15 protein-coding genes and 1 pseudogene are annotated in these 15,538 nt (G+C 44.7%); 10 read left to right on the top strand and 6 right to left on the bottom strand.

What is annotated here, in order from left to right:
* Positions 1 to 207 precede the first annotated feature (207 nt).
* Positions 208 to 1,749 (top strand): hypothetical protein, encoded by a 1,542-nt coding sequence (locus QWZ05_RS20335; RefSeq protein WP_290300351.1) that lies wholly within the window; start codon positions 208 to 210, stop codon positions 1,747 to 1,749.
* Positions 1,750 to 1,783: 34 nt separating this feature from the next.
* On the opposite strand, the pseudogene QWZ05_RS20330 reads toward QWZ05_RS20335, so the two are convergent.
* Positions 1,784 to 2,095: pseudogene (locus QWZ05_RS20330) on the bottom strand (integrase core domain-containing protein); the annotation flags it as partial.
* A 418-nt stretch (positions 2,096 to 2,513) separates the two neighbouring features.
* Here QWZ05_RS20330 and nifU point away from each other — a divergent pair.
* Genes nifU through modC form a run of 9 tightly spaced genes read left to right on the top strand, consistent with a single transcriptional unit; the run spans position 2,514 to position 9,933 of the window.
* Positions 2,514 to 3,368 carry a Fe-S cluster assembly protein NifU gene (gene nifU / locus QWZ05_RS20325; protein WP_290300349.1) on the top strand — a complete coding sequence of 285 codons (855 nt, stop codon included), beginning with the start codon at positions 2,514 to 2,516 and terminating at the stop codon, positions 3,366 to 3,368.
* Complete coding sequence (nifS, locus tag QWZ05_RS20320) at positions 3,361 to 4,581, top strand: cysteine desulfurase NifS (protein ID WP_290300347.1); 1,221 nt, start codon at positions 3,361 to 3,363, stop codon at positions 4,579 to 4,581. Before nifU ends, nifS begins: the two co-directional genes overlap by 8 nt.
* Before the next feature lie 12 nt (positions 4,582 to 4,593).
* Positions 4,594 to 5,748 carry a homocitrate synthase gene (nifV, locus tag QWZ05_RS20315; protein ID WP_290300345.1) on the top strand — a complete coding sequence of 385 codons (1,155 nt, stop codon included), beginning with the start codon at positions 4,594 to 4,596 and terminating at the stop codon, positions 5,746 to 5,748.
* A complete protein-coding gene (locus QWZ05_RS20310; RefSeq protein ID WP_290300343.1) occupies positions 5,739 to 6,026 on the top strand; it encodes a hypothetical protein in 288 nt (95 codons plus the stop codon). The genes nifV and QWZ05_RS20310 overlap by 10 nt, the downstream gene beginning before the upstream one ends.
* Positions 6,019 to 6,498, top strand: coding sequence for a nitrogen fixation protein NifZ (locus QWZ05_RS20305; RefSeq protein WP_264877558.1), 480 nt, complete (start codon positions 6,019 to 6,021; stop codon positions 6,496 to 6,498). The genes QWZ05_RS20310 and QWZ05_RS20305 overlap by 8 nt, the downstream gene beginning before the upstream one ends.
* A gap of 36 nt (positions 6,499 to 6,534) precedes the next feature.
* Positions 6,535 to 7,374, top strand: a complete 840-nt coding sequence (locus tag QWZ05_RS20300; protein WP_290300342.1) for a peptidylprolyl isomerase — start codon at positions 6,535 to 6,537, stop codon at positions 7,372 to 7,374.
* 39 nt (positions 7,375 to 7,413) lie between these two features.
* Positions 7,414 to 8,178: a molybdate ABC transporter substrate-binding protein gene (gene modA, locus QWZ05_RS20295; protein WP_290300340.1), complete on the top strand. Its 765-nt coding sequence runs from the start codon at positions 7,414 to 7,416 to the stop codon at positions 8,176 to 8,178.
* A gap of 10 nt (positions 8,179 to 8,188) precedes the next feature.
* Positions 8,189 to 8,863: a molybdate ABC transporter permease subunit gene (gene modB / locus QWZ05_RS20290; RefSeq protein ID WP_290300338.1), complete on the top strand. Its 675-nt coding sequence runs from the start codon at positions 8,189 to 8,191 to the stop codon at positions 8,861 to 8,863.
* Positions 8,863 to 9,933, top strand: a complete 1,071-nt coding sequence (gene modC, locus QWZ05_RS20285) for a molybdenum ABC transporter ATP-binding protein (RefSeq protein WP_290300336.1) — start codon at positions 8,863 to 8,865, stop codon at positions 9,931 to 9,933. Before modB ends, modC begins: the two co-directional genes overlap by 1 nt.
* A gap of 125 nt (positions 9,934 to 10,058) precedes the next feature.
* Here modC and QWZ05_RS20280 read toward each other — a convergent pair whose 3' ends face one another.
* The 5 genes from QWZ05_RS20280 to nifL all read right to left on the bottom strand — a co-directional run bounded on the left by QWZ05_RS20280 (position 10,059) and on the right by nifL (position 15,339).
* Positions 10,059 to 10,571: a nitrogen fixation protein NifQ gene (locus QWZ05_RS20280; protein ID WP_290300334.1), complete on the bottom strand. Its 513-nt coding sequence runs from the start codon at positions 10,569 to 10,571 to the stop codon at positions 10,059 to 10,061.
* Positions 10,558 to 10,830 (bottom strand): 4Fe-4S dicluster domain-containing protein, encoded by a 273-nt coding sequence (locus QWZ05_RS20275; protein WP_264877551.1) that lies wholly within the window; start codon positions 10,828 to 10,830, stop codon positions 10,558 to 10,560. Before QWZ05_RS20275 ends, QWZ05_RS20280 begins: the two co-directional genes overlap by 14 nt.
* A 6-nt stretch (positions 10,831 to 10,836) precedes the next feature.
* Complete coding sequence (gene nifB / locus QWZ05_RS20270) at positions 10,837 to 12,102, bottom strand: nitrogenase cofactor biosynthesis protein NifB (protein WP_290300331.1); 1,266 nt, start codon at positions 12,100 to 12,102, stop codon at positions 10,837 to 10,839.
* A 154-nt stretch (positions 12,103 to 12,256) separates the two neighbouring features.
* Positions 12,257 to 13,861, bottom strand: coding sequence for a nif-specific transcriptional activator NifA (gene nifA, locus QWZ05_RS20265; protein WP_264877549.1), 1,605 nt, complete (start codon positions 13,859 to 13,861; stop codon positions 12,257 to 12,259).
* Positions 13,861 to 15,339, bottom strand: a complete 1,479-nt coding sequence (nifL, locus tag QWZ05_RS20260) for a nitrogen fixation negative regulator NifL (RefSeq protein ID WP_290300328.1) — start codon at positions 15,337 to 15,339, stop codon at positions 13,861 to 13,863. The genes nifA and nifL overlap by 1 nt, the downstream gene beginning before the upstream one ends.
* Positions 15,340 to 15,538: the final 199 nt, after the last annotated feature.

Genomic DNA, 15,538 nt, shown 5'->3' with positions numbered 1-15,538 from the left:
ATATTTGTCCTACTTTATCATTATGCGTTTAGAAGGCCTGCCGAATCGATATCTAAGTACCACAAATTCGGCGTGTTAGATTAATGTATGATAACAGTTTCAATGTGTAATTATTAGTCAATCGGTTTGCTCACGAGTGTAATGTCACAAAATGTACGCCTTGCTTAATTTATGATTGCTGGCTTAATAACTATAATGAGCAAAATAATGAAAATTCAATATGTTAAGCACTCAATTGTTGCACTTGCAGTAACATCAATTATTGTCGGTTGTGGTGGTGGTGGTGGTGGTGGTGATGGCGGCGGTGATTCAAACTACAAGCAGATAAAATCAAATACAAAGGGCGCTACTGCATTTGCCTTTGTTACAGATAGCGCATCATACTCTGATGAAGTTTCTATCGATGCTATGTCAACCCGCAACGGCGAGCCTTCGCTCACAACGGTCAGTGGTTCTTGTGATGACTTAGTGAAGGTTACTGAAGTTGAGATTGAAGACCCTGATTCACCAGACTCAGAAAACCCTGAATTCATCACTGAAAAAGTGTTTTCTGAGTCTGATAGCAATAACTGTTCTATTAATGAGGTGGTTCCAATGTCAGAGCACCTTATTTTAAGAGGAAACTTTTACCAATTAGCCGATGCTACAGGTAAGGAGATTCATCACTGTTTACTTGTTGCTTTACCATTAGATGAGGCGAATGGCCTTGGTGAGTGTCTTGTCTATGATACCCCAACTGATTATGGATCGTACATTGATGGTGTTAATGTAACTGGAGATGGTAAGGGCTTGCAGATTATGTACCACCATACACCTGATCTTGATAACAATCCTTTAATTTATTTACCTACACTGGCTTACTGGGATAATAACGGCAAGGTCGAAACTCTCTATCAGCAACCGACTGAAGGTGGAGCATCTCCTATTCATACAGCTTGGTCATATGATGGAAGCGAGCATTACTTCACAAAGAATTTTGATGGTCCTAACTCATGGGTTAACCCAGCTCACATTAATTGCTCTGGTTCTTCATGTGGCGGTCTTGGAATTGATCGTGATTATTATGCACCATACCACCACTCTCATCGACTGCATGAGAAATTTGTACAATCTGGAGAGTTTGTAATTACTAACCTGAAAGGCTTGGATAATTCAGGTGAAATAGGGTCGGTAGTGCTTAACACTAAGTACATGATGCCCTTTTCTCTTACTGAGTTTAGCCTGAATGGCGTTGCTGGTAGTTTAAGTGTTCTTCAACGGCACGAAATTCAACATCAAGATGCTGAAAATATATATTTTTCAGGTGATTTTGATGTAGATTATGGTGCAGAGGGCACAGTATACGGTGGCTTTTTCAAGGTCGCAAAAGCAGACTTAAGTACAAACTTCATCCCGATGGAGCAAATGTTTACCTTCAGTGAATATAGCAAGGTGTACGAGTCTATTGTCGGTGAAACTAACTATGTATTCTTGGAAGGTGGTACTGGGGGTAACATGACTCTCTCTTACTACGATATTGACAGCCTTGAACATGTTCCTGATAACATTCTAGAGCGGCCAGAGCTCGTAAACTTTGATACCTTTGAGATTCGTCAGTATGTAAGTGGCGTGAAGATTATTGCCTCTAACTTCTTTGGTGAGTCAGCTGAGCTATTCTTTGATCAAGTGACTGGTGAGATCACTAAAGATCCAATTGACCGTCAAGAGATTGGTGGGACGATTCCGCTTTACCCGACATCAGGTATTTAACTTAGTGTCTCGTCCTAAAATACGTTGACGATTTTTAGTGAGCCAGTAACGCAAGTTGCTGGCTTTTTTCATGCATCTTATTTGGTGTATTCATACCTAGGCTGAGATGCGGCCTCATTTCGTTATAAGTATATATCGATTCTTCAACAAGCCTTTTTAACTCGTTAAGATCTTTGCACTGAGTAATCAAAAACTCTTGCTTAAGGATTCCATTGACCCGCTCAGCTAATGAGTTTTGATAACAGTCATTCCCATCCGTCATTGATGGAGTTATACCATGCTTTTTAAGCTTCTCTTGATAGAGGCTAGAGCAATATTGAAGCCCTCTATCCGAGTGATGGATTGCCGCATGACGATTGTAGTGGATAAGTGAAATTGGCCACTAAACTAGAGGTTTGGCCTACCCTAAATAATCCTTGATTTGCTAATTTTATAACTCAGAAATGTCCAGAAGTAATTTTGGCGGCGCAATGAGCAGTCCCTGTGCGACTAGGTCACACTTCACTATCAAAGATGTCAGATCGTGTATGAGTCAGTACACATTAAGCCATGAACGAACAACGCGCCGACAAAGGCGCGTTGTTCGTTTTAAAACAGACAATTGTCATTGTCGCTTTTAGAACAATGTGTGTAACTTCCACTTGAATACAAAATGATTTGGATTTTAAGTTGTTGTATTAATTGGGTAATTTTTTGTTGTGTGATTTGGTTCGCACTTTGCATTTCCTTCTACAGTATTGAATGCAGCTGCCAAGGGGGATTCTATGTGGGGCTATTCAGAAAAGGTAAAGGAACATTTTTTTTCACCACATAATGCAAAAGTTGTCGAGGATGCAAATGCCATTGGCGAAGTTGGGTCATTGAGTTGCGGTGACGCACTGAGTTTAACGCTAAAGGTCAATGAAAAAACAGAAGTGATTGAGGATGCCGGATTTCAAACATTTGGGTGTGGCAGTGCGATTGCTTCCTCTTCCGCTTTAACCACTTTGATCATCGGCAAAACGTTGGAGCAGGCCTCTGAATTAACTAACCAAGATATTGCGGATTATCTAGACGGATTACCACCGGAAAAAATGCACTGCTCGGTAATGGGGATGGAAGCGTTTGAGGCGGCGGTAGCGAATTTCCGTGGTGAGAGCCTGACGGATCATCATGAAGAAGGTGAGCTGATTTGTAAGTGCTTTGCTATTGATGATGTATTGATCAAAAAAGTGGTGAGTGAAAACAGCCTCACCACGCTTGAAGAGGTGATCAATTACACCAAAGCGGGCGGGGCGTGTACCACCTGCCATGAAAAAATCGAGTATGTGCTTGAAGAGTGCTTAGTTGCAAGTAAAACCCCTTCAAATAAAGAGAAGGTTGCGGACGAAAAAGCTGTTATTGAACAAGTTTTATCAAAGATGCGCCCTTCAATTCAAGCCGATGGCGGCGATGTTCAGTTTGTTGAGCTAGAGGATGATCTACTGTTTATTTCGTTAACGGGAGCGTGCACTGGTTGCGGTATGTCGGGTATGACCTTGCAAGCGATTGAGTCCAAAGTCAGTGCGAAATTGAATAGATCGATAACCGTCTATCCGGTGCAAGTGGAATCTGAAAGCTTGGAGGTGCAACATGGATAATTCGTCAGAGATCTTTTGTTATTTAGATAATAATGCAACCACGAAAGTTGACCCTTGCGTTCTTGAGACCATGTTGCCCTATTTGAGTGAAATTTATGGTAATCCGTCGTCGATTCATCAGTTCGGTGACAAGGTGGGGCGAGCTATTAATCACGCACGTTCTCAGGTAGCCGCGTTAATTGGTGCAGAGTTTGATTCTGAAATCGTGTTCACAGGATCGGCAACTGAAGCCACTGCGACTGCGATTCTATCAGCATTAGAAGCGAACCCAGAGAGAAAAGAGGTCGTGACATCGGTTGTTGAACATCCAGCGACACTGGCGCTTTGTCAGCATCTAGAGCGTAAAGGTTATCAAGTTCATTGGATAGGTGTTAACGCACAAGGTCGATTAGACATGAGGCAACTTAGCTACGCATTAAGTGAGCGTGTTGCAGTTGTCTCTCTCATGTGGGCCAACAATGAAACCGGCACATTATTCCCAATAGAACGAGTCGCTAAAATGGCTAAATCTTTCGGGGCACAGGTCCACGTCGATGCGGTGCAAGTGACCGGGAAAATGGCGTATAACGTCAGCAAGACGCATATCGATATGCTCTCATTATCTGCGCATAAGTTTCATGGGCCAAAAGGCGTTGGAACTTTGTACATCAAGCGTGGAACACGTTTTCGCCCGCTTCTAAGAGGTGGTCATCAAGAGCGCGGGCGAAGGGCGGGTACCGAGAATACGGCATCCGTCATCGGCATGGGTAAGGCCGCTGAGATTGCCCAAAAAGCGATTGAAGATAGCTCATCCCGAATAGAGATCTTAAGAGATCGCTTAGAAAGTGCATTACTCAACAAAATTCCGAATTGTTTTGTGACAGGGGATGTCGCTAACCGAGTACCGAACACTACAAATATCGCGTTTGAATTTGTCGAGGGAGAGGCTTTGTTGTTGCTACTTAACCAAGTTGGTATCGCCACGTCTTCGGGGTCTGCATGTACGTCCGGGGCTTTAGAGCCCTCACATGTGATGAAGGCGATGAACATCCCTCTCACTGCTGCTCACGGGACACTGCGCTTCTCTTTGTCTAAGTACACATCTGAAGAAGAAATTCAGCATGTTATCGATAAGCTTCCGGCCATCGTTGAGCGTCTGCGTCTTCTCTCACCATATTGGGATAACGCAACAGGGCAGCAGGCTCAAGTTGATTTCGAACCGGTATATGCATAGTCGGAGGTATAAATGGAAAACACAGTGTTACCCCCAGAAGTGATCGTCAACGATACCACATTGCGTGATGGTGAGCAGAGCCCAGGTGTCGCTTTTAAAGGTGAAGAAAAAGTACAGATAGCTCAGGCGCTGTATAAGGCTGGGGTTGATATCATTGAGGTTGGTATCCCTGCTATGGGTATGGCTGAGCAAGCATCGATTCAACAGGTAAGGCAGGCATTACCAGAGGCGAGCTTGATGGTCTGGTGTCGAATGAAGCACTCTGATCTAGACGCTTGTGTTTCTCTTGATGTCGATTGGATAAATATCTCTGTTCCAGCCTCTCGTCAACACCGGTTACACAAATTGAGCATCACACTGTCTGAAATGCTGGATAAGATGACGGTACTGATTCGTACCGCCTGCAAGAAAGGCTTCAAAGTGAGTATCGGCCTTGAAGATGCGTCGCGGGCAGAGCATTGGGAACTGGTGAAAATTGCAGAGCATGCCAGTAAAGTCGGCGCGCTGCGCTTGCGCTACGCAGATACGCTTGGGATCCTTGACCCGTTTACGACATTCGAGAATATCTCTCGTCTTGTTGCACACACCGATATGCAGGTAGAGGCTCACCCGCATAATGACCTTGGGCTTGCGACGGCAAATGCGATAGCGGCGATTGCTGCCGGGGCAAAGTCGATTAATACCACAGTTATGGGGTTAGGTGAGCGAGCGGGCAATGCGCCTTTAGAAGAGGTGTCCGTCGCTCTTTCAGTGTTGAATAAAGGTAACACCGGCATCAATTTAACGGCTTTGCCGGGATTGTGTTCGTTGATTAATCGATGCTCAGGTATTGAAACCCCCGCACAAAAGTCGATTGTCGGCGACAAAGTCTTTACTCATGAGTCAGGTATTCATGTCGATGGATTGCTTAAACATCAAGATAATTATCAATCGTTTGCACCTAGCCTTATTGGTCGGCACCACCAACTTGTACTGGGTAAGCATTCTGGATGGCATTCACTTTCTACTCAGCTTCATCATATGGGCATATCCATTGATCGTCATCATCATCAACCGATGTTGGCCGCCCTTACTCATTGGAGTGAAACGCATAAGCGAATCCCGACAGAGAAAGACATTCGAGGGCTGTATTCTCAGGTTGTTTGCGAGGGGCTTTCATGTCTGTAGAGCTAGAATCCAAAATCAGCAGTTTCACTGATATCGAGGAATACTATGATTTTTTCGGCTTGAAGGCCGCCCTGAAGCTAGGCGCGAAACGACTGGTTTTGTTGCGTCATTTTCACAATGAGCTTGAGAAGCTGACAACACGTGATTACTGCCACTTCCAAAGAGCGTTTATTAAGGCTCACAGCAAAGTGTTAAAGGGAGTAGCTATGCCGCAAAAACTTTCAAAGTGCCATGAGTGTTCAGCCTGTGATAGTGAACAAGGAGAGTTTGATGTATAGAGAAGCACGATTTGAAATTGGTGATGAAGTGAGGGTTTCACGAACTATTCGAAACGACGGAACGTTTTCTCATGCCATGCCTAAAGGGGAGGTACTTGTCTCTTCGGGTTCAACAGGCTTTGTTAGAAGCTTGGGGTATTTTTTACAGAATCAAATTATCTATCGCGTCTACTTTCCAGACGTAGATCGAGAGGTCGGGGTGAGAAGCAACGAGTTACTCTCGGCGAGCTTGGAGTGGGAGCCCAATCCTTATCACCTCAAGCAGAAGGTGCGCTTGACCACCAGTTTAGGTCATAACGGTCAATTGTTGGCCAAGAAAGGCGATGTGGTAGAGATTGTCAAAATGGAGCGGGACTTAGCAAAGGGGCATGTGAATTTTATGGTGCTCGTCAATGCCCATTGGGTTTGGCTGCGTAATGCCGCTTTAGAAGAGATTACGTCCCCTGTGAAGCAAGCAACTGTCGTTGAGTGAGCCTTTGGAGGGTAAAGTATGGAGAACTATCAGCAAATGGATACAAGTGCATTAACGCTGAAGTATCAGCGCATGAAGTTGTCGAATGAGCGTTTTAATGTAAACCCTCAAGAGCTAACGAAAAATGAACAACGATATGTCGATGATCTCGCAGCCAAAACAGTCACGATACAGCAACGGATCTGTGCCTCTGATGAGGCCGTTCCAATTCACATCGATGAGCAGGCCATCAATGAAGCGATGGCGATGCTGGTGGAGCAGTGTGGGGACATTTACCAGTTTCAACTGACGCTGCAAAAACATCAGTTGTCTGAAAAAGAGATGCGTGAGGTGCTAAAAACCGAGCTGCTTTGCGAAGCAGTTTTGGATGCAGTAAGCCAAGATCTTCCTCCGCTATTAGAGCAAGACGCAAAAGACTACTATCGCAGGAATATCGAAAAATTCTCTCGCGCACGAACCTGGAAAGTAAGCCAAATCCTTATCACCATAAACGATGATTTTGCAGAAAATGGTTTCGTTGAGGCCAAGCGTCGAGCTAACGATTTATATCAAACACTTTCGGTAGATAATTTTTCTCAATCTGCGTTGCGTCACTCAGAATGTCCAAGTGCGATGGAAGGAGGTAACTTGGGTTGGTGTGAGCAAGGCAAGCTCTTTCAAGAAATCGAATCGGTATTACAATGGCTGCCTAAGCAGTGTGTCAGTGCGCCCATTCAGTCAGAGATTGGTTTCCATATCATTGTTTGTCATGACGAAAAACCGCAGAGAACCGCCACATTCAAAGAGGCATATGAGTCGATAGAAGAGCTTCACACCAAGCGAGCGCGTCAATACGTCCAGAAACAGTGGCTACAGAGTCTTACCCCGCGAACTTGATGGGCAAATGGATGATTTGATAGACAAGGAATAAGTCGTATGAAGTTAAGAATACATATCATTTTGTTACTGGCTTTGCAGAGTGCCGTCTCACCCAGTGTCTTTGCACAGGACACCATCACCATTGCCGTTGCCAACAACTTTTACCGTCCAATGATTGAACTTGCCGAGCGGTTTGAGCAACAAAGTGGTATCACAGTCAATATTTCTACTGGAAGCAGCGGCCAACTGGCCACACAGATTCTTCATGGCGCACCCTTTGACCTGTTTTTCTCGGCGGACCAAAAGAGACCCTCTCTACTGGTTCAAGAGGGAAAAGCGCATGGACAAGTGACGTATGCCCAAGGCGTGTTAGTGCTTTGGATACACAGTGGTGCAAAGTGGGAAGCGCCACCGACGCAAGCAACTCCTCTAACTTTAAATGGTAAAGTAGCGATTGCTGACCCAAAGCTGGCACCATACGGAGAGGCTGCGGTGGAGTCTCTAAATTTCTACAACAGCTATCAGGATGTTCATTCAAAAGCGCTATATGGTAAAGGTCTCAATGCAACCTACCAATATGCCGCGACTGGCAATGCCCAATACGCTTTCCTCGCTTCTTCACAACTCAAAGGTGAGGGCAACCAATTAGATGGATCAGTCTGGCTTGTACCGCAAGAGAGTTACTCTGAAATCAAACAGGATGTGGTTTATGTCTCGGCGAGTCCAAATCTAGCACTGGCAGAGCAGTTTATTCTGTATTTGCACCACGAGCAGTCTCGCAGCTTAATTGAGCGTTATGGCTACAACGTCACGATGGAGTAGGAGGAGAGTTATGTTTGATTGGCAAGTAGTTAGCCTCACTCTAAAGTTAGCGACAGTTGTGACTATCGGGCTACTCATTACTGCCGTGCCATTGGCGTGGTGGCTGTCACAAACCCAGTCTCGTTTAAAAAATGTGGTCGCGAGTTTAACTACATTGCCAATGGTGCTGCCTCCCACGGTATTGGGTTTCTATTTGTTGGTGTGCTTTAGTCCAAATACTCTGGTAGGAAGTGGCTTACAATCGGTCGGTATTGGACCGTTACCATTCAGTTTCTCTGGTATTGCTCTTGCGTGCTTGATCCACTCTCTGCCTTTTGTTGTCCAACCATTAGTCAATGGATTTGAGTCTTTGGGTAAAGCGCCTTTTGAGGTAGCGGCAACCCTTGGTTGCTCTCCGGTTCAGGTGTTCTATCGAGTTGCGTTACCCCTCGCGTGGCCAAGTATTTTTTCATCCGCCATATTAGGTTTTTGTCATACCTTGGGGGAGTTTGGCATAGTGTTGATGATTGGCGGCAACATTCCAGGTTCGACACGTGTGATGTCAGTGGAAATATACAACTTGGTAGAATCAATGCAGTTTGAGCAGGCGCATCAGTTGTCTGCCATGCTGTTGGGTTTCTCATTTGTCGCACTGCTACTTGCCTTTGGGTTGAATCACTTTGCTATGCACAAAGGAAGGGTGTAGTGATACATATCGATTGCCAAACGACACTAGGAAGCCTAGTTTTTGATTTGAATTTTAAGATCGCATCGCAAGGAGTAACGGTATTATTTGGTCCGTCTGGTTGCGGTAAGACAACCACACTGCGAACCCTTGCTGGTCTGACTAAGCTGCCAAACTGTCAGGTTAAGTTCCATGACGAGCTATGGCAATCTAAAGACGGCGCAAGCTTTTTACCTCCCCATAAACGCAACCTTGGTTACGTGTTTCAACATCCCTCTCTGTTTCAACATTTAAACGTAGAGCAAAATATTAAATTTGGGTTACGGGGTAACGAAAGTCAATCCGCATCAGTCGAGGTCATAGGTCGTTTGGTTGAGTTGCTAGGCTTGAAGCCACTGCTCTCACGTGCAGTTCATCGCTTGTCTGGAGGCGAGCAGCAACGGGTCGCTATCGCTCGAGCTCTTGTCGTTCAGCCAAGGCTACTATTAATGGACGAACCCTTATCAGCACTCGATGAGGCGAGGAAGCAGGAGATAATGCCGTATTTAGAGAGCATGACCCAAAACCTTTCAATCCCGATTGTCTATGTCACACACAGCTTGAGCGAAGTCAGTCGATTGGCAGATGAAGTTGTTGTGTTAGAAGACGGTAAAATCGCCAGTCAAGGTGAGTTACAGTCGTGTCTTGCACCAATGAGTTACCACTATGATGCGCATGCGGTACGTTCTGTTATCGAGCTCAATATTGTCGAGCATTCCTATGATGGTATGACTTTGCTCTCGGATGGCACTACTCAGCTTTGGGTTAGCCAGATAAAAGCGCCTTTAGGGAGTTTAACGCGTTGCGAAATCCTAGCGAGCGATGTCAGTATTGGCACTTCACCAATGCTAGAGTCATCCATTATTAATGCCTTGCCCGCCCGAATTTTGGCTGTCGAATCAACAGGAAACCCAGCGGAGGTATTGATAAAGATGACGACAGAATCAAAACAAACGCTTTATTCGATGATCACACAGCGTTCAGTTAACCGGCTCAATCTTACTCCGGGCAAGAGTGTATGGGCCTATATCAAAGCAGTAGCGATAGGCTAAGTACGACAGAGAAAAAGAAAAAAGTCTAATAACTGACAGTGGTTCGCATGGGTTGCGCTTATATCAGAGCAACCCAGCGATTAGACCTGCCCTAAGTGGGTTTGACGTGATGGTTTATCAATCGCTTAAGCGGCAAAGCATTCATTAAAGCTGCTGCACTCGAGACAGTTTGGCGCTTTGCATACATAGTCCCCGTGTTGATCACAAAGCTTTTTGTAGAAGAATCGTTTCCAACGCATGTTGAGATTGTTTTGCTGAAAGAGCGTCGGAAAGTAGGTCTCGATTAATTGACTCAATACTTGTCGTGAAGGCAGCCCTAACGTTTTCCACAGGTGAGAGGGCATCAGACACCCTGCAGAGATGACCAATGCCATTTCAGTGCTATAAACAAGTTCACCATCACTATGCTTGATCAGCAAGTCAATGAGATCATTTTGCTCAGAACGTCTAGCGCTAACAATATCGTTAAATAGCAACTCGATTTCATGATTTGTCGAGGGGGCAGCAGGATAACCGATATCTAAAGCCAGCTTTTCGAACTGGCTAAAATCAAGGCCCAAATACGGAAGTGATGAATGACCTTGTTCATGACCGTTGAACAGTGTCTGCCATATCGCTTTTTCTCTAGCAATGTGCATGATGAGCCTCTTTGATATCAATGTGAGGCGTCAAACTGCCTGTTGCGTTTATTGGAGAGCCGTTGAGGCTGATGGCTTGTTCGACGGGACAGATCTCCCCACACTGAGGCTTATCGAATTGCCCATTACATTGATTGCAGCGTGTCGTGTGAACTCGAAAATTAGGATGCTGCTCTTGATCATATGCAATGGCGCGATTTGGGCAGACGTTATAACAGGCAAAGCAACCGACACATTTTTGATTAATCTCTACTGACATACTGGCTTATCCTTTTTCGACTTTGACTGCATGTTGCTCTGTATACTCAATATTCTGTGCAAGTACTTTGAGCGCTTGCTCACTAGACATAAAAGCAAAATCAACGTTAGGACGAATGCCTGCTTGCTCGAGTTGCTGCCATGGTGTGTGGCCGATCCTGGTACACAGTAACTCTTTGCAATCGTGGATCGCTTCGATCGGGGAGATCTGGTCACAATGGCTTGCACCTTGGCAGTATTTGTCTATGCTGCGTGTCTCAACAAAACGAATTTCATTCGGCGTTAAGTCATAAATCGAAAGTTGCGTCGCATGGCCAAAGTGCGTATCAATCACTTCACTGCCGGTATTGGCAACAGCGACACGATAATTTGCTCGCTCAGTTTTCGATGAGCAAGGCGAGTCGATAGTGCCAACTGCGTCTGCTCTGCACTGCTGGCAATGAGTCATCTGCGGCATATGCAGGACTGAAGATTCTCTTGCTAGAGCCAACTCATCCTCACTTGGCTCTCGATAGTGGTTCAGGCCATAAAAGGTGCCATGCTCTGGCTGGGCAATAAGCGGCATGATGTTATGAATAAACCCACCGTACTCCTTCAATGTCTGCGATAGCGTTTGGATGTGATGATCATTGACGCCGGGTATCAGCACAGTATTGACCTTCACTAGCATATTGGCTGCACTTGCCAGTTTTAACCCTTTGAGTTGCTGTTCAATCAAAATCTTTCCAGCTTCTAATCCTTTAATTCGTTTATGCTCCCAGAAGATCCAAGGGTAAATTTTTGCTGCAATTTTGGGGTCAACAGTATTAATCGTGATGGTGAGATGATTGACACCGACTGCAGCGAGTTCTTCCACGTAGCTTGGCAGTGCTAAGCCGTTAGTTGAAATACAGAGTTGTACTTTAGGGTCAGCTTCTTTAATCAATTTAAGTGTCTGGAAGGTCTGCTTTGGATTGGCTAGAGCATCGCCGGGCCCTGCAATACCAACGACAGTGAGATTGTCCATTCGTTGCTTGATAATGTGAAAACGAGTAAGTGCGTCCATCGGCTGCAAAAGGTGGCTGACTACACCCGGTCGAGATTCATTACTGCAATCGAATTTGCGATTGCAGTAATTACATTGAATGTTGCAAGCTGGGGCAACCGGCAGGTGGATACGAGCGTATTGGCTCGCATTTTTTGAATAGCATGGATGCTGCGCAATACGCTCTTGAGTTGATTGCCCAATAAAGTGCGTCACATTAGACGGCACCGAGTGAGTTAATGACTCCATTTTGTATCCTTGTTCATTCCTTTATAAGAACACATTTGCAAACACTATGCCTTGACTTATTTATGCTCATTTAATTTAAGCTATTGTTTTATATTAATTAAATGGTCGAAAGATTACAGGCGCCACAGCAATTGTCGCAAAGTCGACGTAGTTGTTATATCTGCTTCATTTCAATGTTCATCGTTTGTATGCGATAAGCAATCTGTCTCGGGGTCATATTGAGCAATCTCGCTGCTTTCGCTTTGACCCATCCAGATTGTTCGAGTGCATTGATGACCCGTTTTCGTTCATTTTCATCCATTTCTAGATTGATACCGCCATAACCGTTATTGCGGTCGGTGTGACAGGGTGAAAATGGTGCCGGGTTGTTCACTGAACTTGATTGGCTCGGCATAAAGGCGGCGGTTAATAGTGATTGGGAGTTGTTCAATCGAATTAGAGAACCATCTATATCTCCAGTCGCACTCAACACTGCAGCGCGTTCAATCGTATTCTCTAGCTCGCGGACATTGCCCGGCCAGTGATAGCTCATTAACATTGACATGGCTTGTTCGTTCACGGCTAACTCTCGTTTTTGAATGCCAGAGAGCTTATCCAAGATAAACTCGGTGAGAGCAGGGATATCATCAATTCGATCACGCAAAGGGGGCAGGAAAATAGGCATAACGTTTAATCGATAGTAGATATCTTCGCGGAAATTACCGTCAATCACCTCTTGCTCTAGGTGTCTATTGGTTGCTGCGATGACTCGCACATCGACAGAAATGGGTTCTGTACCACCGACTCGGTCAAAGGTTTTTTCTTGCAAGACGCGCAGGAGTTTGGCTTGAAAAGAGGGGCTTGTTTCACCTATTTCATCGAGAAAGATGGTGCCACCATCTGCCAGTTCAAAGCGTCCTTTTCGCTGCTTAACAGCGCCAGTGAATGCGCCTTTTTCATGGCCAAATAGTTCAGACTCTAAAAGGTTATCCGGCAGTGCGGCGCAGTTAAGCTTCACAAATGGTTGATTAGCTCTCGGTGAGTTGTAATGAATCGCATTGGCGATCACCTCTTTACCTGTACCTGACTCACCACGGATAAGAATGGTGGAATCCCAACGGGAGACAAGCCGAACTTGGTCAAAGATCTCTCTCATCACTTTTGTTCGACCAACAAGCGAAGACATGCCGTAATCTTTACGAACTTTTCTCTTCAGTCCATCGCGCTCTTTTTCCAAACGTTGTTGTTTTACCGCTACATTGTGCGCCAATTGAATGTTGACCGTCAGTAGGTTAGCAATCATTTCAAGTAACTTGTGTAGAGCACTTAGGTCGAGCTCATTATCAGTGTTTGGTTGGGCACATAACACGCCGATCACATCTCTATTGACGCTTTTTAAAGGGACACAGATAAACGGCTTGGCGTAGTCGTAAATCGCTAACTTATCAGCGAAACGAGGATCGTTGCCGAGGTTGGGTAACACGATAGAGCCACCATTTTCCATTACTGATCCAACCAGGCCTTCACCTTGTTTGTAGGTGATGGTTTTTAGGCTGGTGTTTGATGTGTAGTCAGGTGCGTGAACCGACTCAATGATCATAATGTTCTTTTCTTTGTCCAAGATGGTCACCAACCCACCAGAAAGGTGACACTCTTCGTGCAGAACTTTCATCACCGAGGCAAGCGTTTGTCGGTAGTCAAGGCTTTGGTTAAGTAAAGTTGATACACGATAGAGGGCAGACAAGAGTAGATCTGTCGTAATGATTGGAATCTTATGCATTACTTGGCCTCCTTACAGTTGGAAGGCAGTGAGATAACGAATTTTGCGCCACTGAGAGCCATACTAGGCTCAATAACAAGCATACCCTCGTGGTCGTTAATGACTTGCTGAACAATGGATAAACCCATGCCACGACATCGATCAGTATTCAAAGGGTTATTGGTGTAAAACGGCTGAAAAACGCGATTGTAATCAGAGCTTGCTATGCCATTTCCCGAGTCCTCAATACTAATGCAAATTGAGCCTTCTATGGTGTAGCTGCGGATAATAATTTGACGATGTTGTGCTTTGACTCGGTTAATCTCCTCGATCGCATTGTCTATCAGCTGTATTAGGGCAAGTGTGAGCCGAGAAGGGTGAGCATTGCATGACGTCAGGTTAGGGTGTAAGTCGAGATCAATGTGAATATAGTGCTCAATCAGCGCTTGCGACGAGATAGAGCACGCATCTTTAATGATCTCGTTGATATTGGTGTTTTGTAGAGGCTCGGCATGACGTTCAGGAATGTGCGTTTGTATAAACTTCAAAGCCGTATAAGCTTCCTCTATTGCGCCTTTCATCATTTCTAGGCCGCTACAATTATGGTTTCGGCTGGAGAGGATTTTTACTGCTGAATCCAACATATTGACGGGTGCCTGAAATTTATGAATCGTTCCCATCAAGACTTCTTGAATACTATGGACGTGCTTACTGTCGTTAATATTGAGTTTTAAGTGATTCAGGCGTTGGTTTTCGAGCAAGCGCCGCTCATTCGTTCGCTCGGTGATATTGATTACCGCATGAGCAAATTTCGTGTCGACAAAGTAGTGATTTGTTGATGTGTTGGCAAGTTGAACAGGATCGATAACACAATCAAAACTGCGCTGATCATGGTTAACATCAATCTGAAGTTTTTCGCAGCAAAGCTCACTGATAGAAACATTTTGTTTTATTGTAGGCAGGATAAAGTCATCAAAATACGCGTTGCCAACTTTGCGCGTGAACCCTTTATTACTAAATACGATATTGAAATCGGTATCAATAACAACAATCGCTAAAGAGGTAATATTTAATATACGCTCGAATATAAATTGATTGTTCTCTTCATTCTTATGAGAACTAATGGTCTGGCTAATATCGTTAATCTTTGAGTAATAGCCGATGATATCGCCTTCTTTTATTGGGGTAATCGTGAGATCGGCAATATAGGGTTCGCCGGATTTTTTACGATTAAGTAAATTGCCTCGCCATTCTCGGCCCGAAGATATCGTGCGCCATAACTGCTGGTACACCTCCCTTGGCGTGTGACGATTTGAGAATATGGAGCAGTTTTTGCCTATGAGCTCATTCTCGTCATAGCCTGTTAGGTCCTCTGCAGCAGCATTACAGGTGACGATTTGCCCCTTTTCATCGGTTATGACGATGGCGTTTTCATTTCGCTCAAACTGTTGAGTGGGGTTTGATTGGTTTTGCTCAAAATAGCGATTGAGTATATTCATAAACAGCCACTTTTCTGGTTTAAAAAAGGGTTACTGCATGAACTGTTCCTATATTTCAGTATGAGAATGGCGAGCAAATATATTGCATTGTCTATTGATACAAATCAATTTGCATACAATGATTGTACGTTTTATGCCAAATTGTCTGTTCATTTGAACGTTCAAAACCGTTAGAAAATGAGCTTGAATGGTGCACATG

It is taken from the genome of Vibrio agarivorans (assembly GCF_030409635.1).
Taxonomy (GTDB): Bacteria; Pseudomonadota; Gammaproteobacteria; order Enterobacterales; family Vibrionaceae; genus Vibrio; species Vibrio agarivorans.
The sequence above is the reverse complement of the archived record's forward strand: the minus strand, read 5'-3'. Positions and strand labels throughout refer to the sequence as shown.

Bases quoted from the DNA above. Each gene is read 5' to 3' on its own strand.
- modB (WP_290300338.1), top strand. From the start codon at position 8,189: ATGTTTGATTGGCAAGTAGTTAGCCTCACTCTAAAGTTAGCGACAGTT.
- nifV (WP_290300345.1), top strand. From the start codon at position 4,594: ATGGAAAACACAGTGTTACCCCCAGAAGTGATCGTCAACGATACCACA.
- nifB (WP_290300331.1), bottom strand. From the start codon at position 12,102: ATGGAGTCATTAACTCACTCGGTGCCGTCTAATGTGACGCACTTTATT.
- QWZ05_RS20305 (WP_264877558.1), top strand. From the start codon at position 6,019: ATGTATAGAGAAGCACGATTTGAAATTGGTGATGAAGTGAGGGTTTCA.
- nifS (WP_290300347.1), top strand. From the start codon at position 3,361: ATGGATAATTCGTCAGAGATCTTTTGTTATTTAGATAATAATGCAACC.
- nifL (WP_290300328.1), bottom strand. From the start codon at position 15,339: ATGAATATACTCAATCGCTATTTTGAGCAAAACCAATCAAACCCCACT.
- QWZ05_RS20275 (WP_264877551.1), bottom strand. From the start codon at position 10,830: ATGTCAGTAGAGATTAATCAAAAATGTGTCGGTTGCTTTGCCTGTTAT.
- modA (WP_290300340.1), top strand. From the start codon at position 7,414: ATGAAGTTAAGAATACATATCATTTTGTTACTGGCTTTGCAGAGTGCC.
- QWZ05_RS20335 (WP_290300351.1), top strand. From the start codon at position 208: ATGAAAATTCAATATGTTAAGCACTCAATTGTTGCACTTGCAGTAACA.
- QWZ05_RS20300 (WP_290300342.1), top strand. From the start codon at position 6,535: ATGGATACAAGTGCATTAACGCTGAAGTATCAGCGCATGAAGTTGTCG.
- QWZ05_RS20280 (WP_290300334.1), bottom strand. From the start codon at position 10,571: ATGCACATTGCTAGAGAAAAAGCGATATGGCAGACACTGTTCAACGGT.
- nifA (WP_264877549.1), bottom strand. From the start codon at position 13,861: ATGCATAAGATTCCAATCATTACGACAGATCTACTCTTGTCTGCCCTC.
- QWZ05_RS20310 (WP_290300343.1), top strand. From the start codon at position 5,739: ATGTCTGTAGAGCTAGAATCCAAAATCAGCAGTTTCACTGATATCGAG.
- nifU (WP_290300349.1), top strand. From the start codon at position 2,514: ATGTGGGGCTATTCAGAAAAGGTAAAGGAACATTTTTTTTCACCACAT.